This window comes from Clostridium guangxiense (genome assembly GCF_021043395.1).
GTDB classification, from domain to species: domain Bacteria; phylum Bacillota; class Clostridia; order Clostridiales; family Clostridiaceae; genus Clostridium_S; species Clostridium_S guangxiense.
The window spans coordinates 21,588-44,835 of sequence record NZ_JAJNKE010000024.1; the positions used below are offsets into that span (position 1 = coordinate 21,588).

A 23,248-nucleotide genomic window follows, 5' to 3' on the forward strand; every position below is an offset into this window, starting at 1 on the left:
TTATATTCTATATGGATAAAGACAAACTAGTTTAACTTAAAAAATTTATTTTTGAAAGGAAGTTATATATAAATGGGAAGAATTTTAAAACAAGCTTATACTTTTGATGATGTGTTACTCGTGCCAAACAAGTCTGAAGTTTTACCTAGGGAAGTTGATTTAAGAACTAATTTAACTAAAAAGATAAAACTTAATATCCCCCTAATGAGTGCTGGAATGGATACTGTTACAGAATCTAAAATGGCTATAGCAATGGCAAGAGAAGGTGGAATAGGAATAATCCATAAAAATATGTCCATTGAAGAACAGGCAAGTGAAGTTGATAGAGTAAAAAGACAAGAAAATGGAGTTATAACGAATCCTTTTTCATTAGCAGCAGATAATTCCATTCAAGATGCACTTGATGTAATGAGTAAATATAGAATATCAGGTGTTCCTATAACTGATAAGACAGGAAAACTTGTTGGAATAATAACAAACAGAGATATAGTATTTGAAGAAGATTTTACTAGAAAAATAAGTGAGCTTATGACAAGCGAAAATTTAATTACAGCTAAAGAAGGAACAACACTTGAAGAAGCAAAAAATCTTTTAAAAGAACATAAAATAGAAAAACTTCCTTTAGTAGATGATGAATTTAAATTAAAAGGACTTATAACAATAAAAGATATTGAAAAAGTTAGAATATTCCCTAATGCAGGAAAAGATGAACATGGTAGACTTTTATGTGGTGCAGGTGTTGGAGTAACAAAAGACATGATGGATAGAGTTAAAGCTTTAGTTGATGTAAGTGTTGATGTTATAGTACTTGATACAGCGCATGGTCATTCACAAGGTGTTTTAGAAGCTGTTAAGAAAATAAAGTCTGTATATCCTGATTTGCAGGTTATTGCAGGAAATGTTGCAACAGGAGAAGCTACAAAAGATCTTATAGAAGCAGGTGCAGATTGCGTTAAGGTTGGAATTGGACCTGGATCGATATGTACTACTAGAATTGTAGCAGGAGTTGGTGTACCTCAGCTTACAGCAGTTATGGATTGTGTTGAAGTAGCTGATAAGTATGGAGTTCCTATAATTGCAGATGGTGGATTAAAATACTCTGGAGATATTGTAAAGGCTCTTGCAGCAGGTGCAAAGGTTACAATGATGGGTTCAATGTTTGCAGGCTGCGAAGAAGCTCCAGGAGAAATTGAAATATATCAAGGAAGAAGCTACAAAGTATATAGAGGAATGGGTTCCCTTGCAGCTATGAAATGTGGAAGCAAGGACAGATACTTCCAAGAAGGAAATAAAAAGCTTGTTCCAGAAGGCGTAGAGGGAAGAATTCCATTCAAAGGATCAGTAATTGATACAGTATTCCAGCTCTTAGGAGGAATAAGATCTGGAATGGGATATCTTGGATCAAAAACATTACCAGAATTAGCTGAGAAAGCTACTTTCGTAGTTCAAACATCAGCAGGACTTAGAGAAAGTCATCCACATGATATTTCTATAACTAAAGAAGCACCAAATTACAGCGTTAACCAATAATAAATTATTTAAAATGTAGGAGGTAAGACTGTGGAAAGACAGATGGTACTGGTTATTGATTTTGGAGGTCAATATAATCAGCTTATAGCAAGAAGAGTTAGAGAACACAATGTTTACTGTGAGATAGTTCCATTTACTTATACTATTGATAAAATAAAAGCAAAGAATCCAAGTGCAATAATTTTTACAGGCGGACAAAACAGTGTTTATGGTGAAGATGCACCTGGAGTTGACAAGGAAATATTTAATCTAGGAGTCCCAGTACTTGGAATCTGCTATGGACATCAGCTCGTAACTTATACCCTTGGGGGAGAAGTTAAAAGCTCTGAGATTAGAGAATACGGAAAAGCTGGTGTAACACTTGATAATACTTGTAAGCTTTTTGAAGGAATAGATGTAGATAACACTTGCTGGATGAGTCATACGGATACAGTTGCAAAGGTTCCAGAAGGTTTTAAAATTGTGGCACACACAAAGGTATGTCCTGTCGCAGCTATGATTAATGAAGAAAAAAATATATACGGAGTTCAATTTCACCCAGAAGTTTTACATACACCTTTTGGAAAAGAGTTTTTCTCAAACTTCTTATTTAAAGTATGCAAACTTAAAGCTGACTGGTCAATGTCTTCTTTCGTAGAAGAAAAAGTTAAACTTATAAAAGATATTGTTGGAGATAAAAAAGTTTTATGTGCACTTTCAGGTGGAGTTGATTCATCTGTTGCAGCAGTTCTTGTACACAAAGCTGTAGGCAAACAGTTAACTTGTGTATTTGTTGATCACGGACTTCTTAGAAAAGATGAAGGAGATCAAGTTGAAAGTATTTTTAGAAAACAATTTGATATGAACCTCATAAGAGTTAATGCTAAAGATAGATTTCTTGGAAAACTAAAAGGGGTTTCTGATCCTGAAAGAAAAAGAAAGATAATAGGAGAAGAATTCATAAGAGTATTTGAAGAAGAAGCAAATAAACTTGGAGAAATAGGTTTTCTAGTTCAAGGAACAATTTATCCAGATGTTGTTGAAAGTGGAACAACTACTTCAGCAACTATAAAGAGTCATCACAATGTTGGTGGACTTCCAGAAGATATGCAATTTGAACTTATAGAACCATTAAGAGAACTATTTAAGGACGAAGTAAGAGCTGTTGGAGAAGAACTTGGAATTCCTCATAAACTTGTGTGGAGACAGCCGTTTCCGGGACCAGGACTTGGAATAAGAGTGCTTGGAGAAGTTACAGAAGAAAAACTTGAAATAGTTAGAGAAGCAGATGCAATTTTCAGAGAAGAAATTGCAAATGCAGGTCTTGAAGAAAAAATTTGGCAGTACTTTGCTTGCCTTCCAAACATCCATTCCGTTGGAGTTATGGGTGATGGAAGAACCTACTGTGAAACCATAGCTTTAAGAGCCGTTACATCCTCAGATGCTATGACTTCTGATTGGGCAAGAATACCATATGAAGTTTTAGATAAAGTATCTAGAAGAATAGTTAATGAAGTTAAAGGCGTAAATAGAATTGTTTATGATATAACTTCAAAACCACCAGCTACAATTGAGTGGGAATAAGAGCTATAAACATAATAAAAGCAACTGTGGTATATGGTAAAAGTCTATCAGTCTAAAATACTATATGTACTGTCTTAGGAAGGGTATGGCATACCCTGACCTTTGGAAGACTACAGTTAGCAGAAATGCACTACTGGATGTTATTGTAAGGAAAATAGTTGGGATAGTAGATAGTTTTGTGTAAAAACAAAACTATCTACTGTTTTTTTGCATAATAGGTTGGTGGTTTTAGAATAATATGTTATAAAAATTTAGAAGAAATATTTATTATGAAGCCAACTATCAACTTTTTTCACGTTCTCTCCGGAAATAAGAAAGATTACTTATACCACTAATACACTTCTGAAATTTTTTAAGTGTCTTCTTTAGCTGTGGGAGTATCAATAAATGAATCTCATAAATTTTAGTCATATGAACTTTATAACTGGTGACTTCATATACTATATTACACAAACAATAATTGATATTTTAAATTATTGTTAAGAGTTAAAAATTCAAATATAACTAATGATAAATTATTTGAAAAGGGGAGTTAACATGATAATTCATCTTTATGCGTTATGTTGGAATGAAGAAAGAATGTTGCCGTATTTTTTTAAGCACTATGATAAAATAGTTGATAAATATTATATTTTTGATAATAATTCGACGGATAATTCTTATACAATTCTAAAATCACATCCTAATGTTATCACAAATAAAATTGATTTGAGAGGAGATTCAATGGTAGAAGCTGCCAAAGATCAATATAATTTGATATGGAAACAAAGTAGAGGAATAGCTGACTGGGTTATAGTTTGTAATGTGGATGAACACTTTTATCATCCTGACTTTAGAAATTATCTTGAAGAATGTACTGCCAATGATATTACCTTAATAATGCCTATTGCATATGAAATGATTTCGGAAGTCTTTCCAAGCAATGATAAACTTTTATGCGAAACTATAAGGCATGGTGCAAGAGAAAAAAAAATGGATAAACCAGAGATATTTAATCCAACCGAGATTCAAGAGATAAATTTTATACCTGGCAGACATTATGCTTATCCGATAGGTAATGTTAGAATGCCTGAAAGTAGAGAAGTTTTACTTTTACACTATAAGTATTTGGGACTTGATTATGTGAACAAACGTCATTTGGAACTAAAAACTAGGATAAGAGAAACAGATTTTGCTCATGGATATGGATATCAATATTTTATGAGTGAACAAGCTAGACGAGAGAAATTTCTAAAACTAAAAAATGAAGCTGCAAAAGTTGTGTAGGGTAAATAGATATTATTGTCATAGACGACTATAGTTTATGAAAAGGAGTGTAATAAGATATGATTTTATCATTAATTACAAATTGCCCAATTATGGCTATGTATGCACAATCAGCAGGAATAGATCGAATCATGATTGATTTAGAAGTGAAAGGTAAAAGCTCTCGTCAACAAGGTAAAGGTCTTTTTATATCTAATCATACAATTAATGATATTTTAGTTATAAGAAAAGTTTGCAAGAAAAATGCTATTTTTGTTAGGATAAATCCAATTGATAACGATTCAAAACAAGAAATAGATACTGTAATTAAAATGGGAGCCGATATAATAATGCTTCCTTATTTTCATACTATGAATGAAGTTAAAACTTTTCTAAAATTAACAAATGGCTCCGTTAGGACTAGCTTGCTAGTTGAGACAAGGGAAGCAGCAGAACTTCTTCCTAAAATAGTTGATTTAATAGGAGTAAACGAAATTCATTTTGGATTGAATGATCTCAGAATTAGCTGTGGGTATAAGACTATTTTTGAACCTGTATTGAATGGAACGTTGGAAGAGTATGCTAATATTGTTAATAAGAAAAAAATTCCATGGGGGTTTGGTGGAATAGGTAAGTTATCGGATACAAATCTCCCAATAGATCCTAAGTTAATATTATATGAGCAAATAATGTTAAGGACTTCTATAGGATGGTTAGGAAGAAGTTTTAGAGATGCATTAGATAAAGAAAATGTAGAGCTGTCTCTTAAAAGAGAAACCTTATTATTAAGAGAGTTTGCTAGAAAGTATGCTAATGTTTCAAGAGATTTTTTAAATTCTAAGCATGTTGAGCTTTTGAAACAGATTCGTTTAATGGAAAATAGAACAAAGCAATAAAACAGACTATAAGTCTTTAATTTAAACTTCTCGTTAAATGAATTTAAGAAGAGGTGTTTCATTTTGAATTTATTGTCTACTTTTGACTTTGGTAAAGAGAAAATGGATTGTATCAAAAGGTTAGGTATTGAGGTCACTTTGATAGATGGGAAAAAAATAGGTGAAATTTGTAACTGCAATGATTTTGAGGTTATTGTTTGTAATAACTTTTTTAAGTATTTTGATATTTCTAAATTTGGTAATTTAAAGTGGGTTCAATTAGTAAGTTCTGGTGTTGATGCAGTTCCAATACAACGTCTAAAGCGTGCTGGCGTTATTTTAACAAATTGTAAAGGGGCTTATAGTATACCAATTGCAGAATGGGTTATTACAAAGATATTAGAGATTTATAAAAGCAGTAAAAAATTTTATAAGTTACAAGATAATAGGAAATGGGAAAAGTATGAATATATGTATGAACTGAACAATAAAAAAGCTTCTATTCTTGGAACAGGAAGTATAGGGGTTGAAATTGCCAAAAGACTTAAATCTTTTGGAGTTGAAATAACGGGAATTAATAGTACAGGTATGAAAATAAAATTTTTTAAAAAATGCTTTGCGATGCAAAATATAAATAATGTTCTAAATGTAAGTGATATAGTGATAAATACACTCCCTTTAACAGTAAAAACAATAAATTTAATAAATGATGCTTTCTTCGCTAATATGAAAGCTAAAAGTATTTTTGTGAATGTTTCAAGAGGTAAAATATTAGATGAAAAGGCTCTAATAAAATATTTAAAATCAGGTCATTTATTAGGTGCTGCATTAGATGTATTTGAATTGGAGCCATTACCTCCCAATGATCCTCTATGGTTATTAAATAATCTAATTATCACACCACATGTTTCCTATAGGTCTGATATTGGTAATCAACGGGTATTTGAAATTGTGTTTGAAAATCTGATAAGATATAAGAATGGTGAAGAATTGATAAACAAGGTAGATTATGTAAAAGGATATTAATAATTTTATACAGAACAACAATACAAATAAGAATATCCTTTTACTAAGTAAGAATTTGAATTAGAGACAACTTTTTTAGATGAAAACGGATATAAAAAACATGAGCTGATAATCAGTAAATAGCCTATATTATACAAATTGGGGGATGATAATTTATGAAAGATTTCAGTACAAAGTATGGAAAAGTAAGAGGAGTGAGTACTGCTTACTATTATCCAACAGGTGAGATAAATGAATGTACTGTTAATAAATATTGTGAATTGAAAACTAATTTAGGCGTTTTAATTCCAAGGTATAAAGAGGACGGTATTAGAAGTAAGAACACAAAGTCTATATCTTTTTATAAAAGTGGCAATATAAGAAGTATTTCTTTGAACGAGAGAACTATTGTGCCTACACCAATTGGTGAAATAAAAGCTGAATTGATAACATTTTATGAGAATGGAAACCTTAAAAGGCTTTTTCCTTTGAACGGGAAAATTACAGCTTATTGGACTGAAAAAAATGAATATGAGTTAGCAGAGGAATTAAAATTTAATTTTCAATTTGGTCGTTTAAAAAATAAAGTTATTTGTATAAATTTTTATGATTCAGGACAAGTGAAAAGCTTAACTTTTTGGTCTAAAGACACAGTTACAATTGATACACCTAACGGAAAAATGCAGGTGAGGATAGGGATATCTACGTATGAGGATGGGAAACTTAAGACCTGTGAACCTGCTAGTCAAGTAAATGTGGATACTCCTATTGGAAGTATTACGGCATATGATATTAATGCACTTGGGATTAACGGCGATAAAAATTCTTTGAACTTTTATGAAAATGGGAGAGTAAAATCATTATACACCTCTACCGATATGATAGAAGTATATAATGAAAGTGGTTGTGTTGCTGCTTTTCAGCCTAAGTTAAAACCCAGCATATTTAATGAAAATGTGATGGATATTGTACCTTTTAATATTGAATTTTATGATGGAAAAGTAAGGTTTAATGATTCTGATGAAGCATCATTTGAAATTAATAAGTATATATTTAAAATTAGTAAAGGTGTAACTAATATTACAAAAGAAACTAATAATTGTACAGGATGTAGTAAGTAATGCTACTATATAGAATAATATAAAATTTATAATATTCTTGACTTAAAGTTAGCTTTAAGTGATATAGTAAATTCATAAAAAGCAAAGGAGTTGAAATTATGGGATATCAAGCAGCAAAAAATAGATATAAAGAAATGAAGTATAGTAAATGTGGTGAAAGTGGTTTAAAGCTTCCAAGGGTATCATTAGGACTTTGGCATAACTTTGGAAGTAATGCAAGTTATGATAATATGAAAGAATTATGCTTTACTGCCTTTGACAATGGAATAACACATTTTGACTTAGCAAATAACTATGGACCAGTGGAAGGAAGTGCAGAAGAAAATTTTGGACGTATCTTGAAGGATGATTTAGGAGTATATCGTGATGAATTGCTGGTTAGCACAAAAGCGGGTTACAAAATGTGGGATGGACCTTATGGAGATTGGGGAAGCCGCAAGTATTTATTATCAAGCTTAGATCAGAGTTTAAAACGTATGAGACTTGAATATGTCGATATATTTTATCATCATCGAATGGATCCTAATACTCCATTAGAAGAAACTATGATGGCGCTGGATACTGCTGTAAAAAGCGGAAAGGCACTTTATGCTGGTATTTCCAATTATGATGGAGAAACTATGAAAAAAGCAGCAGCAATTTTGAAAGAATTAAAATGTCCATTTATAATAAACCAAAATAGATATTCTATTTTTGATAGAACTATAGAAAATAATGGACTTAAAAAAGCAGCAAAAGAAAACGGAAAAGGAATTATTGCATTTAGTCCGTTGGCACAAGGTATATTAACAGATAGATATTTAAAGGGTATTCCTGAAGATAGTCGTATTAAATTAGATGGAAGATTCTTAAAAGCGGATGTTTTAACAGAAAAGAAGCTTAAGCAGATTCGAAAGTTAAATGATATTGCAATAAATAGAGGACAGACTCTTGCACAAATGGCACTTAGCTGGGTATTAAAAGATGGGGATGTGACAAGTGTATTGATTGGAGCATCAAAAGCAACACAAATTATTGAAAATGTAGGAATAATTCATAAAGTTGAATTCTCAGAAGAAGAATTGAAAACCATTGATGAGATAAGTCTTGGATAAAAAATGGATTTCCAACATTAATACTTTTTTCTATATTTAAAATTATTGATTTTTAAGTATAATGGATATTAGGAATTACTGATAAAAGAGAGGAAATGAACTATGAAATATTCCATAAAGCAGGTGGCAGAAATAACAGGATTAACAGAATCTACTTTAAGATATTATGAGTCTGAAGGTTTGCTGCCGAATATTCAGAGAGCTAAAAATGGTCATCGGTACTATGATGAATCTAATTTAGAATGGATTGCAGTAATTAACTGCTTAAAAAGTACTAATATGCCGATTGATCAGATAAAAATATTTGTTAATCTACATAGTGAAGGAGATAAGACATTACATCAAAGATTAGAAATGATTTTAAAGCATAGGGAAAATGTTCAAAAGCAAATAAACAAACTAAATAAATATATGGAGCATATTAATTATAAGGTTGATTATTATAAGTTAGCGTGTAAATTGGGTACTGAAAAGGAAATTAAAAAAGAAAAATATCCAGGACATTTGTACGTTAATGAAAGTGAATAATATAGTAGAAGGAAAAGCATTTAGGTAAAACTAGGTGCTTTTTTTAACATATATAATTAATGCTGCTTTTATATAAAATAAAGAAATATGTATAAAATACTTTCTACTGAAGAATATAATATAAAAAGGAGAGTATTAGAATGAGTAAAAAGCTAAGTATAACTAAATTGAAAATGGCTGCTATAGCAAATCATATGATGGAAGCAGGAGCAGAGCTTTACAGTAATCCAGAAGTAAAAGATAAAATTAAAAAGAAAGTTCAAAATAAGAAGGAGTCTAAATAAGGGCTCTTTTTTACTGCCAATAAACTAAAGGAATTTATTGTTTATGAGCGAATAGACTAATTATATAGATGTAATACCTAAATATTAAGTAAGGGGGAATAAATTTTGAAGTATGGTAAAAATAAAATAATTCATTTCTTAGTTTTTGGCAGTCTTTATATGAATGTAGAAATTATTATGAGAGCTACAGGAGGTGAGCTTGTAGGGTATAAGGGTATGAAATTTTTATCGCTCATGGGTTACACAAGTTTATGGATGTTTTTAGTTGGTGGTATGTGTGGAGTTTTAATAGGAAATTTAAATGATCACCCACGTTTTTATGATAAAAAAGTATGGCAGCAGCTTCTTATAGGAGGCACAGTTATAACCTTGTCTGAACTGTTTTCAGGAATAGCACTGAATCTAATATTACATTTAAATATATGGAATTATAGTAAAGATGCATTTAATTTTATGGGACAAATTGAATTAAAAAACTGTGTTCTATGGTATTTGATAGTTACTCCACTTGTAATATGGTTTGATGATGTGCTTACCTATTATTTGTATAGGGAGGGGAGGCCTTACAATTTATTAGAGGTGTATAAAAAATTAATTAACTTAAAATAGGCCTAAGGATCTTTTTTTATTTTAATATGTCTTATAAGAAATCAATTCACATTTATACTTAAAATATAGCCTGATATAAAAATATGTGCATATAAAACTTAAAGCTGCACATAATAGACTACGTAAGATGTTCCGCGATAGCTTAACGGTTAAGCACTCGGCTGTTAACCGATAGATTGGAGGTTCAAATCCTCTTCGTGGAGCCATTTTTATATTCTCATAGAGTAGCATATATAGAGTATAGCTGCTATTTTTTTATATTTAGCTTGTACTGAAGTTTGTTGAAGGGAGAAAGAAGAACATGCTATTAATTAAAAATGGGAAAATACTAACTATGTCTGGAGCAAAGTATGATAATGGAAGCATTTTAATAGAAGGCAATAAAATAGTAAAGGTAGGGGAAAATATTAACATAAGCGATAGTGATGTTTCTGAGGTCATTGATGCAGCTAACTGTTTGGTTATGCCAGGGATTATAGAAGCACATTGTCATATTGGAATTAAAGAGGAAAGAAAGGGATTTGAAGGTGATGATTGCAATGAACTAAATGATCCGGTAACACCTTATCTTAGAGCTTTAGACGGGATTAATCCTATGGATTCAGCCTTTCATAATGCATTAAGTGCTGGTATTACCGGGGTAATGGTTGGCCCAGGAAGTTCAAATGTAGTTGGAGGTCAATTTGCTTTTATTAAACCTTACGGAAGAGTAATAGATAAAATGGTGGTTCTTGAGCCAGCTGCAATGAAGGTTGCTTTTGGAGAAAACATAAAGACAAATTATAATCAGAAAAACATGGTGCCATCAACCCGTATGTCAATTGCAGCATTTTTACGTGAACAGTTATTTGCGGCACAGCAGTATAATGAAAAAAAGAAAAGTGCCGAAAAGTCTGGTGACAGCTTTGAAAAAGATTTTAGAAAGGAATGTTGGTTGCCAGTAATTAATAGAGAGATTCCTTTAAAAGCTCATGTACATAGAGCAGATGATATATTAACCGCAATTCGTATAGCTAAAGAATTCAACTTGAAATTAACACTGGATCACTGTACCGAGGGACATTTTATTGCAGATGAAATAAAAGAATCTGGATTTCCTGCAATCATTGGACCAACTTTATCTTCAAGAAATAAAATAGAAACACAATATGCGGATTTTAAAACACCAGGAATACTTCATAAGGCAGGGGTAAAAGTGGCTATCACAACAGATCATCCTGTTACAAGAATACAAGATTTGCCTATTTGCGCAGGGTTTGCGGCAAGAGAAGGCTTAGGTATAGAAGAAGGATTAAAAGCAATTACAATAAATGCAGCAGAAATATGTAATGTATCTAGTAAAGTTGGGAGTATTGAAGTAGGAAAAGATGCAGATATTGCAATTTTTAACGGTAATCCAATGGAGGTATTTACAAAAACTATGTATACTATAATAGATGGTAAAGTAGTTTATAAGGCAAAGGATATATAACATTATATATTTTAAAACAGGCGTAAGTAACCTGTTTTTTACTTTTTTAATTAGTATGTTTTATTTTAATATAAAAATAGCGGCAAATCCAGTTTGATACTGATATTGCCGCTATTTTTTTTATTGATAGAAGTAAGTTTTTTTCTACCGCTGTAAGGTACTTTTGCAACAAACTATTTATTGTTATTCTTATTGTTATTATTGTTGTTTTTGTTGTTGTTATTATTATTTTTGTTATTATTGTTGTTTTTGTTGTTATTATTGTTTTGTTGGTTGTTGTTATTATTTGACATAAATATCGCCTCCTTACTTATTTATTGTTAACAAAATACTCTTTAACTATGCATTAATTAAATAAATAATATTAAATTTTATATGTTTTAAGGTGGTTTTTATTTTGGCTATTTTTTATATACCAGTGCCATTCAATATGTTACTATATAAAGAGAATAATTATTGAGAGGAAGGTTGAGTAATATGAATGCTAGAAAGAAGGGCATAATTATTTCAATAATGGTTGCCATGTTTTTAGGCGCTGTCGAAGGAACAGTTGTTACTACAGCAATGCCAACTATTGTTAAAGATTTAAATGGATTTGATAAAATTAGCTTGGTTTTTTCCATATATCTACTTACATCAGCCATTTCTACTCCCATCTATGGGAAGCTTGCTGATTTGTATGGAAGAAAGAGGGCTTTATCTACAGGAATTATAATATTTTTAATAGGAAGTGCTTTATGCGGTATTTCTACAAATATGTATGAACTTATTTCATTTAGAGCACTTCAAGGTATTGGTGCAGGAGCTATTTTTACTGTAGCATATACTATAGTTGGAGATGTATTTTCTATAGAAGAAAGAGGAAAGGTTCAGGGGTGGATAAGCTCTGTATGGGGAATAGCCAGCTTACTTGGACCATTTATAGGAGGGTTTTTCATTGATAAGCTATCGTGGCATTGGATTTTCTATATAAACATTCCCTTTGGTATATTTTCACTTGTACTCCTTGAAAAAAATTTGGATGAAAAGGTTCAAAAGAAAGAGAATCCTATGGATTACTTAGGGGTAATAATACTTACTATAACTATAATTATATTCTTGTTTACTATTTTAGGTATAAATGAAAATACTAAAATTTACTCCTTTAAGATACTAATTCCTATAATAATTACGGTTATTTTAGCAGCTTTATTTTACTTCATAGAAAATAAAGTTAAGGAACCGTTAATACCTTTTGATATATTTTCAAGACAAATAAATATTGTGAACATAATAAGTTTTCTTGTGTCTGGTATTTTAATAGGAACGGATGTTTACTTGCCTGTCTATATACAAAATGTTTTAGGTCTTAATGCAACTATATCTGGGCTTTCTTTGGCATCTATGTCTATATCGTGGATTTTATCATCTTTTGTACTTTCCAAAACCATGCAAAAATATGGAGAAAGAATTGTAGTATTTACATCTACATCTATTATTTTAATAAGTACTGTATTATTTTATACTTTAAACACTAATTCTCCACTTATTTTAGTTGTTATATATGCTTTTATAATTGGATTTGGCTATGGCGGAACATTAACTACACTTACAATAGTAATTCAGGAAGCAGTTTCTCATGATAAAAGGGGAGCAGCAACAGGGGCAAATTCACTTTTAAGAACGATGGGGCAAACTATTGGGGTGGCCATTTTTGGAGTCATATTTAATTTGAATATATCAAAATATTTATTTAAGCTTGGAATTAAAGGAGTAAATGTAAGTAACCTGTATGGCTCTAAAAGTGTAAATACTGGTATTGATATAGATAAGGTAGAAGCATCAATTAATTTTGGTGTTCACAGCTTATTTTTAGTACTTATAGCTATATCGCTTATGTGTGTTGTGATATCAATAATGATGAAAAATTCACTTAAAAAAGAAAAATAATATGCCTTTTTAGTGCGACAGCCATATTATGTCTTACGATAATTTTCATATAGTTGATTTTGGTAAAATATAATAACTAGTAAAGAAATTTTATAAGTAGAGAGGTTTAAATGGGATGTTATGTTAAATTACAATCTGGTGTGAAAATTTACGTAGAGGACATTAATCCACAAGGAAAGAAAACTATTTTGTTTTTGCATGGTTGGCCTGGAGATCATAATTTGTTTGAATATCAATTTAATGTCTTACCTAAAGAAGGCTACAGATGTATTGGAGTAGATCAAAGAGGATTTGGTGAGTCTGACAAGCCATTTTTGGGATATGATTATGATACATTATCTGATGACGTTTTTGGTGTGGTTGAAGCACTTAAATTGAAGAATTTCACATTGGCAGGGCACTCTACAGGTGGAGCAATAGCCATCAGATATATGGCAAGACATAATGGATATGGAGTTTCTAAACTAGCTCTTTTTGCAGCAGCAGCTCCTAGTTTAATTAAACGTTCATATTTTCCATATGGAATAACAAGAGAAGCTGTGGAAGATATTATTAAAGGCACTTATAATGATCGTCCTAAAATGCTAAGACAATTTGGTGATATGTTTTTCTTTCAGCATATATCTGAGCCTTTTTCAGATTGGTTTTTTAGCTTAGGATTGCGGGCAGCAAGCTGGGCAACTGCAGCTGTTGCAAACACTTGGCTGGATGAGGAAAAGTTGTTCTCTGATTTAAAAAGGATAACTGTTCCAACTTTAATTCTTCATGGTATACATGATCAGGTTTGCCTTTTTCAATTGGGTGAAGCCCAAAAGAAAGGCATAAGAAATGCCAAACTTGTACCGTTTCAATATAGCGGTCATGGTCTATTTTATGATGAAAAAGATAAATTTAATGAAGAATTGATGAAATTCACTGAAGAATAAAGTTTGCAATTGTTATTTGAAAGTAGAAAGAGGAAAATCTCTTTCTATTTTTTATACAGCTAGTTTATGAATAATATTTTAATTATGATTTTATAAATACTGGATATGATGATATAATTATAATACGAATAAGATAGTAATTGAAAATGGAGGGAAAATTTATGAAGTATTCAAAAATGATAGATCATACACTTTTAAAGCCTGATGCAAGGGAGAAGCAAGTAAATCAAATAATCGAAGAAGCTCTAAAATATGAGTTCGCATCTGTATGCATAAATCCAACTTGGGTTAAATTTGCAGCAGATAAATTAAAAGATTCAGAAGTTGCGGTTTGTACTGTCATAGGTTTTCCTTTAGGAGCAGGGACCACAAATGCAAAAGTTTTTGAAGCAAGGGATGCAATTGAAAATGGTGCAGATGAAATAGACATGGTTATCAACATTGGAGCCTTAAAGGATCGAAAAGATGATTTTGTAGAAAGGGAAATAAATGAAGTGGTAAAAGCGGCTAATGGCAAAGCAATGGTAAAGGTAATCATTGAAACATGTCTTCTTAGTGATGAAGAAAAAGTGCGCGCATGCAAGCTTGCAGTAAAGGCTGGTGCAGATTTTGTTAAGACTTCTACAGGTTTTTCAACAGAAGGAGCAACAGAAAAGGATGTTGAACTTATGCGCAAAACTGTAGGTGAGAACATTGGGGTTAAAGCATCTGGAGGAATTCATTCTAAAACTGATATGGACAGCATGATTAAAGCAGGTGCGAGTAGGATTGGTGCTAGCGCTGGCGTTAAAATTATGGAGGACTACATAAACGAGAAATAAATAATGCACAGTGAGGGTTAGAAAAATGAGAATGGTTGATTTGATTGAAAAAAAACGTGATGGCGGAGAGTTATCGAAACCGGAAATTGATTTTATAATTCAAGGTTATACAAAAGGAACGATTCCAGATTATCAGATGAGTGCATTTGCCATGGCAGTGTTTTTTAAGGATATGACTGCTAGTGAGCGTGCTGATATGACAATGGCTATGGTTGAATCAGGAGAAACTATTGATTTATCTGCTATCGAAGGAATAAAAGTTGATAAACACTCAACTGGTGGAGTTGGTGATACTACTACACTTGTATTAGCTCCATTAGTTGCAGCTTTGGATATCCCTGTGGCAAAGATGTCAGGAAGAGGGCTTGGGCATACAGGAGGTACAATAGATAAATTAGAGTCTATAAAGGGGTTTCATGTAGAAGTTACAAAAGATGAGTTTATTGATCTTGTAAATCGAGATAAAATTGCTGTTATTGGGCAGACAGGTAATTTAACTCCAGCAGATAAAAAGTTATATGCTTTAAGAGATGTTACAGGAACAGTAAATTCTATTCCTTTAATTGCTAGTTCTATAATGAGCAAGAAGATAGCAGCAGGGTCTGATGCTATTGTTCTAGATGTAAAAACAGGCTCCGGTGCTTTTATGAAAACGGAAGAAGATGCATATAAGCTCGCACACACAATGGTTAGTATAGGAAATAGTGTTGGACGAAAGACTGTTGCAATTATTTCCGACATGAGTCAGCCTCTTGGTTTTGCTGTTGGAAATGCAATTGAAGTAAAGGAAGCCATTGATACGCTTAAAGGAGTTGGACCAAAAGATTTAACGGAACTTGTTCTCACTTTGGGAAGTCACATGGTTTGTCTTGCGAAAAAAGCAAAATCAGAAGAGGAAGCACGTAAAAAACTCATTGAAGTCATAAAAAATGGAAAGGCAATCGAGAAATTTAAGCTGTTTATTACAAATCAAGGAGGAGATGCATCTGTAGTTGATAATACAGATAAGCTTCCACAAGCTGCTTATAAAATAGATATTTCAGCTAAAAAAGATGGATTTGTATCTGAAATTGTTGCAGATGAAGTAGGAACAGCTGCTATGCTTCTTGGTGCAGGACGTGCAACAAAGGAAGACACCATTGATTTAGCAGTTGGAATTATGCTTCGTAAAAAGGTTGGAGACAAAGTTGAAAAGGGGGAACCCATTGCAACCCTTTATTCTAATAAGAAAGATGTAGAAGAAGTTACTTCAAAAATTTATAACAGTATTACTATATCAGATAAAGCAGAAATTCCTAAACTAATTCATGGAATAGTTACAAAATAAAAAGATTGCGAAGTAACAGTGACTTGTAACATTAAAAAGAATCCATAAATCTAAGGTGGAAAAATCGTAAAATCCTAAGATATTTCAATAACTCGCTGGGCGCTCAGACAGATTGAAATATCTAAGTATTTTATGATTTTTTCACCAAGATTTATTGGATTCTTTTTAAATTGTTACATCATCACTGCTACTTCGCTTTTACGGTAGTTCAAGGAAAAAATTCCTCCGTACCTACGGAATTTTGGGTGTGAACTTGTTCACACATTTATTGACTAACAGTAATTATAGAGTATTTTTCGTAGGGAACCGTAGAAAAATTTACCTTGCATTTCCGGTTTAGCGAAGTAACAGTATTGAAGGAATAGTTTAAATAAAATTAATAAATCTAAGAGTCTAAATCCTAAAATTCTAAGAACTTTCAATAACTCGCCTTTGGCTCAGACAGATTGAAAGTTCTAAGCCTTTTACGATTTAGACTCTAAGATTTATAAAATTTTATTTAATATTCCAAGATACTGTTACTTCGCAATATTTTTAACTTACATGTTTATTACGTTGGTACTTGCAAATTGCTGCTTTTATTGCCATATAGTCAACATCTTCAGGGAGAGCCTCTTTTATAGGCCTTAATTTAGCAGTACCTAAAGTTTTGATTTTTTCATATATAAGCTCAGAATATTCTTGCGGGATAAATGAATCTAAGTCTATACCTAAACCTTCTTCGGCACATTTTAGTAAATGATCTTGAATGGTTTTAGGGGATAGATTTCGATTTTCTGCAATTTTACTAACAGATAGACCATTCTTGTAAAGCTCAAAAGTAACTATATGAGTTTTTGATTTAGGTGATGCTTCATGCGAGGTTGTAAGCGGTATAGTGTTAGCAACTATGTTGTTTTCTCTAACATAAGCCTTTATTAAAGTTTCAAATTTATCTCCATATTTTTCGTATTTCTTTTCTCCTATACCCTTTAAGTTTAGCATAACCTCTTTGTTTGTAGGATAGTATTTGCACATTTCAGTAAGTACTGCGTCAGAGAATATTATATATGGAGGAACATTTTCATTGTAAGCAAGTTCTTTCCTGAGTGCTTTTAGCTGCTCAAATAATGTCTTGTCTTCGGTTATGGATTGTTCTTTTACAATAATTATTTTTCGCATTACTTTCTTTTCTCCCTTTAAAACAGGATAACTTTTTTCGGTTAGCTTTACCACAGGGTATTCTGTTTCAGTAAGAGTTAAATATTGGTCTGCAATAAGAGCATTTATTAAATCAACAATATCCTTAAGCTTATATTCACTCATTAGTCCATAAGTAGATAAGTTGTTAAATCTAAAACTTAATATTCTTTGATTTTTAGATCCTTTTAAAACTTCAGAAATTAAAGTTATTCCATAATTTTGATTCATCCTATATACACAGGATAATATTTTTTGGGATTCTACGGTTATGTCTACGAGTTCAGAATCATTTGTACAGTTGCTGCAATTGCCGCAATTTTCAGTTTCGTATTCTTCGCCAAAATAATTCAATATGTATTTCCTAAGGCATGAAGTGGTTCTGCAGTAATCAACCATCGAACTTAATTTTTGCAATTCAATTCTTTGTCTTTCAAATGATGGAATACTTTGCTGAATAAGAAACTTTTGAATGTGAATATCTTGTCCTCCGAAAAGTAATATGCACTCGCTGTTTTCACCATCTCTACCAGCACGACCAGCTTCTTGATAATAAGATTCCATATTTTTAGGCATATTGTGATGAATAACAAACCTTACATTTGACTTATCTATTCCCATTCCGAAAGCATTGGTAGCTATTATTATTTTTATATCATCGTAGACAAAAGCTTCTTGATTTTTAGTCCTTTCATCATCAGATAATCCAGCATGGTATCTTCCAACAGAATATCCCTTTCTCAGCAATTTTTCATATAAATTGTCTACTTCTTTTCTTGTAGCTGCATAAATAATTCCAGAGTTATTTTTGTTCTTAGCAATATATTTAAGTATAAAGTCAAGTTTATTTTCATTTTTAATTACGGAAAAAAATAAATTTTCTCTATCGAAGCCTGTTGTAAAACATTCAGGACTTTTAAGATTTAAGAGTTCTATAATATCGTTTTTTACCTTAGGAGTTGCAGTTGCAGTAAAGGCAGATACGACTGGTCTTTTACTGAGACTTTCAATAAAAGGGGCTATTCTTTTGTAACTTACTCTAAAATCATGGCCCCATTGAGATACGCAGTGCGCCTCATCGACAGCTACCATAGATATATTTAAACTTTTCACTGTATTTTTGAAATAATCCTGTTCTAATCTTTCGGGAGCAACGTATAAAATTTTGCAATGGCCGGAAATAGCGCCTAAAATAACTTCGTTCACCTCTTTAGAGGAAAGAGAACTGTTTATAAAGGATGCGTTTACTCCATTTTCCCTGAGGGTATCTACCTGATCTTTCATAAGAGAGATTAGAGGAGAAATTACAATAGTTATTCCTTCCATTGTAAGAGCAGGAATTTGATAGCATATGGACTTTCCGCCGCCCGTCGGCATTATGGCAAAAGTATCTTTTTTATTTATTATACTTTGTATTATCTTTTCTTGACCTTTTCTAAATGAAGAATAACCAAAGTACTTTTTTAGTATATCAATTGGTTGTGGGTTCATATAAAATTGCTCCTTTAAATTAAAATTACATATTTAATTATAATCAAAAATGCATATAAATAAACTATTATTTTTCTAATTTTAATATTCTTGCTTTATTTTTAGAAACAGGTAAAATTACAGTTTGATTTTCTATATCAAAGGTTTCTTTGGTTATTAAATCTAAAAGACATTTACCTTTAATATTAAATTTTATTTTTGAATCTTCTTTAGAACAATTGGTAGCGGTTATTATATTTTCATCTTCAAAGCTTCTTAAAAATGCATACTGCTTATTTGAAATAAATAATTGATTGTAGGAACCTTTCTTTAAAGCCTTAGAAGTTGTCCTTATTCTAGAAACAAGCTGTATAAATTTTAAAAGCTTTTGGCTATCTTTTAAGTTATCAAAATCATTTAAATTAATTTCAGGACGCAGTTCAGAATCGGAGCCATTTTTCTTTGTGCCCTTTATTCCAAATTCACTTCCATAGTATATTGATGGAATTCCGGGCATGGTGAAAAGCAAGGCATATAATGGATAGATATTGTCTAAATCAGTCAAAGTACTGGCAATTCTATTGACATCATGATTATCAACGAAATTATACAATGGAATGTTTTTATATATACCATCATTTCCAAATTGCCTATTTAATGAATAGGCAATTTCAAAATAATTAATGGTATTGTGGCTTGAATAAAGACCTTTATAACATTCATAATTAGTCACTGTATCTAGGCACTCGCTGTTTGCCCATCTACTGTAATCACCGTGTATAATTTCTCCAAGTAGAAGCATATCTGGTTTTAGTCTTTTACAATATTGAGAAAGTTCTTTTAAAAAATTTAGTTCCAAGCAGTCTGCTGCATCCAATCTTATACCATCTATATCAAATTCCTCAATCCAAAATTTAATTATTTTAAATATATAATTTTTAACCTCACTATTATAGGTATTTAATTTGACAAGGTTATAATATCCATTCCAGCAATCATATGAAAAGCCATCATTATATACAGTATTACCATTAAAATTTACTCCAGAAAACCAGGATGAATAATTTGAATTTTGTTTATTTAAAACTAAATCATTAAATTTAGGAAAATCTCTTCCAACATGGTTAAATACTCCGTCCAAAATTAATTTTATTCCATTTTTGTGAAGCGTATCTGAAATATCCTTAAGTAAATCATTAGTACCAAGTCTTCTATCGACTTTAAAATAATCTATAGTATCATATCCGTGAGAAGTTGATTCAAAAACAGGTCCTAGGTATAACGCATTTATTCCAAGAGCTTTTAGATGTGGTATCCACTTTTGTATTTTATCTAGACGAGGTATTGGTTTAGATGCTAAATCATTATTCTGCGGAGCACCGCAAAAACCTAGAGGATAAATATGATAAAAAATAGATTCTTTAATCCAAGAGTTCATAGTACATACCTCCAATAAATATTGCCTATAAGACTATTATATAACTTTAGCTTGTAAAATGGACATAATAATCAATATTTATAAGATATTAAAATATAGCGAAATGAAAAACGCCACAAAATATTTATTATAATATGTTTTGTGACGCTTTTCTTATATTGTTAGAAGGTATCTAAATCTAGGAGGACTTGTGATACTCTAATAAATATTAATTTAGCGTAATTCCTGTGACATTGTAGTTGCAGAATCTTTTACTTGCTGTACATCAGCATCGGGAGCGTCTTTTGTAGAATACCAGCCTTTTTGTTTCATTGAATCAAAAATTTTATACTGAGTTTCTTCACAAGTTCTAAAATTATTTAAAAGTGTTTTTCTTAAATTTTCACAAGAAGTTTCAGTGATTCCTGTACTGTAAGATGAAATTGCCTGTTTTTCGGTTGCAAGTAAATCTTGCATCATGTCTTTTTCAGACATAGTCATTACATTATTCATATAAAAATCCCTCCTAAAAATTAATTATTGATGCGAATCAAGATAAGTTTTTAAGGAATTAAAGTTTTCTTTGTGGATTTGGCACGCTTCATTACAAAGATTCTTAAGCTGACCGTCAGTACACATTTGACTGTATTGGCTAAATTTTTTATTTAATAAAGATTCATATCCAAGTTGATCCTTAATAACTTTGAGATTATTTGCTTCTATTTGCATATTACCAGTAGCAACCATAGTCTTACCTCCTAAAATTATATTTTAAAATTGTTACGGTAATATAATTAGCTTTATAATGTTAAAATATGTGTAGTAAAATTTTCATTTAAACATAGTTAAACGTACTAAAGGAAGCTTTTTTAATGAGTGTAAAAAGCAACATTTATTAAAAAGATTAAAACTAAAAACTGCCTTAATAAGGTTCATTAAGGCAGTTTTTAAGGTTGTTAAGGTGAGTTTGATAGAAATGCATCTAAATTGAAGTGGGTTAGATGCTATTTTAATTTTGGTTATGAAACTAAACTTGCTGTTCCATAAACTACTTTATTGTAATCATCAATATTTGATAAATTTTTTACTTTAATATGATTTAATATGTCTTTTCTATCATTGATATATAACAGCTCGGAGAATAAATTATAAAAGAAGGTCGTAGGAACATAATCTATTCCAGAAAAATCCAAAATCACATTATCATTTAAATTGGCTAGGAGTTCTGATTTTAGCAGTATTGCATCCTGACACTGAAATTTACTTCCTATAAGACTTTTAATATTAATTGTTTTCTCCATAATGAAAATCCCCCTAAAAATTATATTTTCTATGATACTATTATATAACAGTTTAATTTAATTGTCAAACTTTTAACAATTAAAATCTTGATTTATTTAAAATAATAGACTAAAATTGCTATAGGTAAAAAAATAAAAAATATGGAGGGGACTTTGTAATGGCTAAAAACTTAAGTCTTGATTTAAAAAATACTAAACCATATCTTAATGATGAAGAATTAACAAATTTAAAGCCAATGGTAAAAGCTGCTCATGAAGTGCTTAATAATAAAACAGGAGCAGGAAACGACTTTTTAGGATGGGTGGATCTTCCCGTTAATTATTGTAAAGAAGAATTTGGAAGAATAAAAAAAGCAGCAGAAAAGATAAAAAACGACTCTGATGTTCTTATAGTTATAGGAATTGGAGGATCATATCTTGGAGCAAGAGCTGCTATAGAAATGCTTTCTCATACATTTAGCGCGAATATTTCAAAAGAAACTAGAAAAGCACCTCAAATATTTTTCTGTGGAAATAATATAAGTTCTACTTATCTTGCAGACTTACTTGAAGCTATAGAAGGAAAAGATTTGTCTGTTAATGTAATATCAAAGTCAGGTACTACAACAGAACCTGCTATTGCTTTTAGAATTTTTAGAGAACTTCTTGAAAAGAAATATGGTGTTGAAGAAGCTAGAAAGAGAATATATGCAACAACAGATGCTAAAAAAGGAGCACTTAAAACTTTAGCTGATGCTGAAGGCTATGAATCCTTTGTAGTTCCTGATGATGTTGGAGGAAGATATTCTGTTTTAACAGCAGTTGGATTACTTCCTATAGCAGCAGCTGGAATAGATATAGATGAAATGATGAAAGGTGCAGCAGATGCAAGAGAAGCATATAAAGATGAAGATCTTGATAAAAATGATGCTTATAAATATGCTGCAGCTAGAAATGCACTATATAAGCAAGGAAAATCAATTGAAATGATAACTAATTTTGAACCTTCACTTCATTACTTTGGAGAATGGTGGAAACAATTATTTGGAGAAAGCGAAGGAAAAGATAACAAAGGACTATTCCCAGCAGCAGGAGATTTTTCTACTGATTTACATTCTATGGGTCAATACATACAACAAGGAAGAAGAGATCTTATAGAAACATTTATAAATGTTGAAAGTCCTAGAAAAGAGTTAACTATAGGTGAAGATAAAGAAAATCTTGATGGCCTTAACTTTGTAGCTGGAAAGACTATTGATTTTGTTAATAAGCAAGCATTTAGAGGAACCGTTCTTGCACATAACGACGGAGGAGTTCCTGTTATGATTGTAAATGTTCCAGAACTTACTGCTTATCATTTTGGATATATGGTATATTTCTTTGAAAAGGCATGTGCTATAAGTGGATATCTATTAGGTGTTAATCCATTTAATCAACCAGGAGTTGAAGCTTACAAGAAAAACATGTTTGCACTTCTTGGAAAACCAGGATATGAAGATATGGCAGAAGAATTAAAGAAAAAATTAGAAGACTAAAAAAGTGAAAGATAGCAGGTGATTTATCTTTACATAAAT

The 23,248-nt window shown here is 31.2% G+C and carries 21 protein-coding genes and 1 tRNA gene; 17 read left to right on the top strand and 5 right to left on the bottom strand.

All coding sequences use genetic code 11. The features are described from left to right. Positions 1–72: 72 nt before the first annotated feature. From guaB to LQK79_RS13705, 16 genes are all read left to right on the top strand, one after another. Positions 73–1,530, top strand: coding sequence for an IMP dehydrogenase (gene guaB / locus LQK79_RS13630; RefSeq protein ID WP_053242709.1), 1,458 nt, complete (start codon positions 73–75; stop codon positions 1,528–1,530). A 30-nt stretch (positions 1,531–1,560) separates the two neighbouring features. Next, positions 1,561–3,093 carry a glutamine-hydrolyzing GMP synthase gene (gene guaA, locus LQK79_RS13635; protein ID WP_053242708.1) on the top strand — a complete coding sequence of 511 codons (1,533 nt, stop codon included), beginning with the start codon at positions 1,561–1,563 and terminating at the stop codon, positions 3,091–3,093. 537 nt (positions 3,094–3,630) lie between these two features. Beyond that, positions 3,631–4,359 carry a glycosyltransferase family 2 protein gene (locus tag LQK79_RS13640; RefSeq protein WP_231016894.1) on the top strand — a complete coding sequence of 243 codons (729 nt, stop codon included), beginning with the start codon at positions 3,631–3,633 and terminating at the stop codon, positions 4,357–4,359. Positions 4,360–4,418: 59 nt separating this feature from the next. Then, complete coding sequence (locus tag LQK79_RS13645) at positions 4,419–5,234, top strand: aldolase/citrate lyase family protein (protein ID WP_231016895.1); 816 nt, start codon at positions 4,419–4,421, stop codon at positions 5,232–5,234. A gap of 63 nt (positions 5,235–5,297) precedes the next feature. Continuing rightward, a complete protein-coding gene (locus LQK79_RS13650; protein ID WP_231016896.1) occupies positions 5,298–6,239 on the top strand; it encodes an NAD(P)-dependent oxidoreductase in 942 nt (313 codons plus the stop codon). Positions 6,240–6,394: 155 nt separating this feature from the next. Then, a complete protein-coding gene (locus tag LQK79_RS13655) occupies positions 6,395–7,339 on the top strand; it encodes a serpin family protein (protein ID WP_231016897.1) in 945 nt (314 codons plus the stop codon). A gap of 98 nt (positions 7,340–7,437) precedes the next feature. After that, positions 7,438–8,433, top strand: coding sequence for an L-glyceraldehyde 3-phosphate reductase (gene mgrA / locus LQK79_RS13660; RefSeq protein WP_231016898.1), 996 nt, complete (start codon positions 7,438–7,440; stop codon positions 8,431–8,433). A gap of 102 nt (positions 8,434–8,535) precedes the next feature. Continuing rightward, positions 8,536–8,961: a MerR family transcriptional regulator gene (locus LQK79_RS13665; protein ID WP_231016899.1), complete on the top strand. Its 426-nt coding sequence runs from the start codon at positions 8,536–8,538 to the stop codon at positions 8,959–8,961. A gap of 140 nt (positions 8,962–9,101) precedes the next feature. Beyond that, entirely contained in the window at positions 9,102–9,245 is a 144-nt protein-coding gene (locus tag LQK79_RS13670) for a hypothetical protein (protein ID WP_231016900.1), read from the top strand. A gap of 105 nt (positions 9,246–9,350) precedes the next feature. Beyond that, positions 9,351–9,854: a putative ABC transporter permease gene (locus LQK79_RS13675; protein ID WP_231016901.1), complete on the top strand. Its 504-nt coding sequence runs from the start codon at positions 9,351–9,353 to the stop codon at positions 9,852–9,854. 131 nt (positions 9,855–9,985) lie between these two features. After that, positions 9,986–10,060: transfer RNA gene (locus LQK79_RS13680), tRNA-Asn, on the top strand. 95 nt (positions 10,061–10,155) lie between these two features. Then, positions 10,156–11,325 carry an amidohydrolase gene (locus tag LQK79_RS13685; RefSeq protein WP_231016902.1) on the top strand — a complete coding sequence of 390 codons (1,170 nt, stop codon included), beginning with the start codon at positions 10,156–10,158 and terminating at the stop codon, positions 11,323–11,325. A gap of 477 nt (positions 11,326–11,802) precedes the next feature. Beyond that, positions 11,803–13,254, top strand: a complete 1,452-nt coding sequence (locus tag LQK79_RS13690) for an MDR family MFS transporter (protein ID WP_231016903.1) — start codon at positions 11,803–11,805, stop codon at positions 13,252–13,254. A 110-nt stretch (positions 13,255–13,364) separates the two neighbouring features. After that, positions 13,365–14,180 carry an alpha/beta fold hydrolase gene (locus LQK79_RS13695; protein WP_053240765.1) on the top strand — a complete coding sequence of 272 codons (816 nt, stop codon included), beginning with the start codon at positions 13,365–13,367 and terminating at the stop codon, positions 14,178–14,180. A 161-nt stretch (positions 14,181–14,341) separates the two neighbouring features. Beyond that, entirely contained in the window at positions 14,342–15,001 is a 660-nt protein-coding gene (gene deoC, locus LQK79_RS13700) for a deoxyribose-phosphate aldolase (RefSeq protein ID WP_053240766.1), read from the top strand. Positions 15,002–15,026: 25 nt separating this feature from the next. Continuing rightward, positions 15,027–16,328 carry a pyrimidine-nucleoside phosphorylase gene (locus LQK79_RS13705; RefSeq protein WP_231016904.1) on the top strand — a complete coding sequence of 434 codons (1,302 nt, stop codon included), beginning with the start codon at positions 15,027–15,029 and terminating at the stop codon, positions 16,326–16,328. A gap of 534 nt (positions 16,329–16,862) precedes the next feature. Here LQK79_RS13705 and recQ read toward each other — a convergent pair. The 5 genes from recQ to LQK79_RS13730 form a co-directional block, all read right to left on the bottom strand. Then, positions 16,863–18,998, bottom strand: a complete 2,136-nt coding sequence (gene recQ / locus LQK79_RS13710; protein WP_231016905.1) for a DNA helicase RecQ — start codon at positions 18,996–18,998, stop codon at positions 16,863–16,865. A gap of 67 nt (positions 18,999–19,065) precedes the next feature. Next, positions 19,066–20,415, bottom strand: coding sequence for an alpha-amylase family glycosyl hydrolase (locus LQK79_RS13715; protein WP_231016906.1), 1,350 nt, complete (start codon positions 20,413–20,415; stop codon positions 19,066–19,068). A 213-nt stretch (positions 20,416–20,628) separates the two neighbouring features. After that, on the bottom strand, positions 20,629–20,907 hold the full coding sequence (locus tag LQK79_RS13720) for a spore coat protein (RefSeq protein WP_231016907.1): 279 nt from the start codon (positions 20,905–20,907) through the stop codon (positions 20,629–20,631). A gap of 24 nt (positions 20,908–20,931) precedes the next feature. Next, on the bottom strand, positions 20,932–21,141 hold the full coding sequence (locus LQK79_RS13725) for a hypothetical protein (RefSeq protein ID WP_053240770.1): 210 nt from the start codon (positions 21,139–21,141) through the stop codon (positions 20,932–20,934). A 272-nt stretch (positions 21,142–21,413) separates the two neighbouring features. Then, complete coding sequence (locus LQK79_RS13730) at positions 21,414–21,695, bottom strand: STAS-like domain-containing protein (RefSeq protein ID WP_053240771.1); 282 nt, start codon at positions 21,693–21,695, stop codon at positions 21,414–21,416. Between the two features lie 158 nt (positions 21,696–21,853). Between LQK79_RS13730 and LQK79_RS13735 the strand changes: the two genes are divergently transcribed. Further along, positions 21,854–23,209: a glucose-6-phosphate isomerase gene (locus LQK79_RS13735; RefSeq protein ID WP_053240772.1), complete on the top strand. Its 1,356-nt coding sequence runs from the start codon at positions 21,854–21,856 to the stop codon at positions 23,207–23,209. The last annotated feature ends 39 nt before the right edge of the window (positions 23,210–23,248 follow it).

Excerpts from the sequence above, each read along its gene's own strand:
- LQK79_RS13695 (WP_053240765.1), top strand. The coding sequence starts at position 13,365 with ATGGGATGTTATGTTAAATTACAATCTGGTGTGAAAATTTACGTAGAG.
- LQK79_RS13685 (WP_231016902.1), top strand. The coding sequence starts at position 10,156 with ATGCTATTAATTAAAAATGGGAAAATACTAACTATGTCTGGAGCAAAG.
- LQK79_RS13715 (WP_231016906.1), bottom strand. The coding sequence starts at position 20,415 with ATGAACTCTTGGATTAAAGAATCTATTTTTTATCATATTTATCCTCTA.
- LQK79_RS13645 (WP_231016895.1), top strand. The coding sequence starts at position 4,419 with ATGATTTTATCATTAATTACAAATTGCCCAATTATGGCTATGTATGCA.
- LQK79_RS13720 (WP_231016907.1), bottom strand. The coding sequence starts at position 20,907 with ATGAATAATGTAATGACTATGTCTGAAAAAGACATGATGCAAGATTTA.
- deoC (WP_053240766.1), top strand. The coding sequence starts at position 14,342 with ATGAAGTATTCAAAAATGATAGATCATACACTTTTAAAGCCTGATGCA.
- guaB (WP_053242709.1), top strand. The coding sequence starts at position 73 with ATGGGAAGAATTTTAAAACAAGCTTATACTTTTGATGATGTGTTACTC.
- LQK79_RS13725 (WP_053240770.1), bottom strand. The coding sequence starts at position 21,141 with ATGGTTGCTACTGGTAATATGCAAATAGAAGCAAATAATCTCAAAGTT.
- LQK79_RS13690 (WP_231016903.1), top strand. The coding sequence starts at position 11,803 with ATGAATGCTAGAAAGAAGGGCATAATTATTTCAATAATGGTTGCCATG.
- LQK79_RS13670 (WP_231016900.1), top strand. The coding sequence starts at position 9,102 with ATGAGTAAAAAGCTAAGTATAACTAAATTGAAAATGGCTGCTATAGCA.
- LQK79_RS13640 (WP_231016894.1), top strand. The coding sequence starts at position 3,631 with ATGATAATTCATCTTTATGCGTTATGTTGGAATGAAGAAAGAATGTTG.
- LQK79_RS13705 (WP_231016904.1), top strand. The coding sequence starts at position 15,027 with ATGAGAATGGTTGATTTGATTGAAAAAAAACGTGATGGCGGAGAGTTA.
- LQK79_RS13730 (WP_053240771.1), bottom strand. The coding sequence starts at position 21,695 with ATGGAGAAAACAATTAATATTAAAAGTCTTATAGGAAGTAAATTTCAG.
- mgrA (WP_231016898.1), top strand. The coding sequence starts at position 7,438 with ATGGGATATCAAGCAGCAAAAAATAGATATAAAGAAATGAAGTATAGT.
- LQK79_RS13665 (WP_231016899.1), top strand. The coding sequence starts at position 8,536 with ATGAAATATTCCATAAAGCAGGTGGCAGAAATAACAGGATTAACAGAA.
- LQK79_RS13655 (WP_231016897.1), top strand. The coding sequence starts at position 6,395 with ATGAAAGATTTCAGTACAAAGTATGGAAAAGTAAGAGGAGTGAGTACT.
- recQ (WP_231016905.1), bottom strand. The coding sequence starts at position 18,998 with ATGAACCCACAACCAATTGATATACTAAAAAAGTACTTTGGTTATTCT.
- LQK79_RS13735 (WP_053240772.1), top strand. The coding sequence starts at position 21,854 with ATGGCTAAAAACTTAAGTCTTGATTTAAAAAATACTAAACCATATCTT.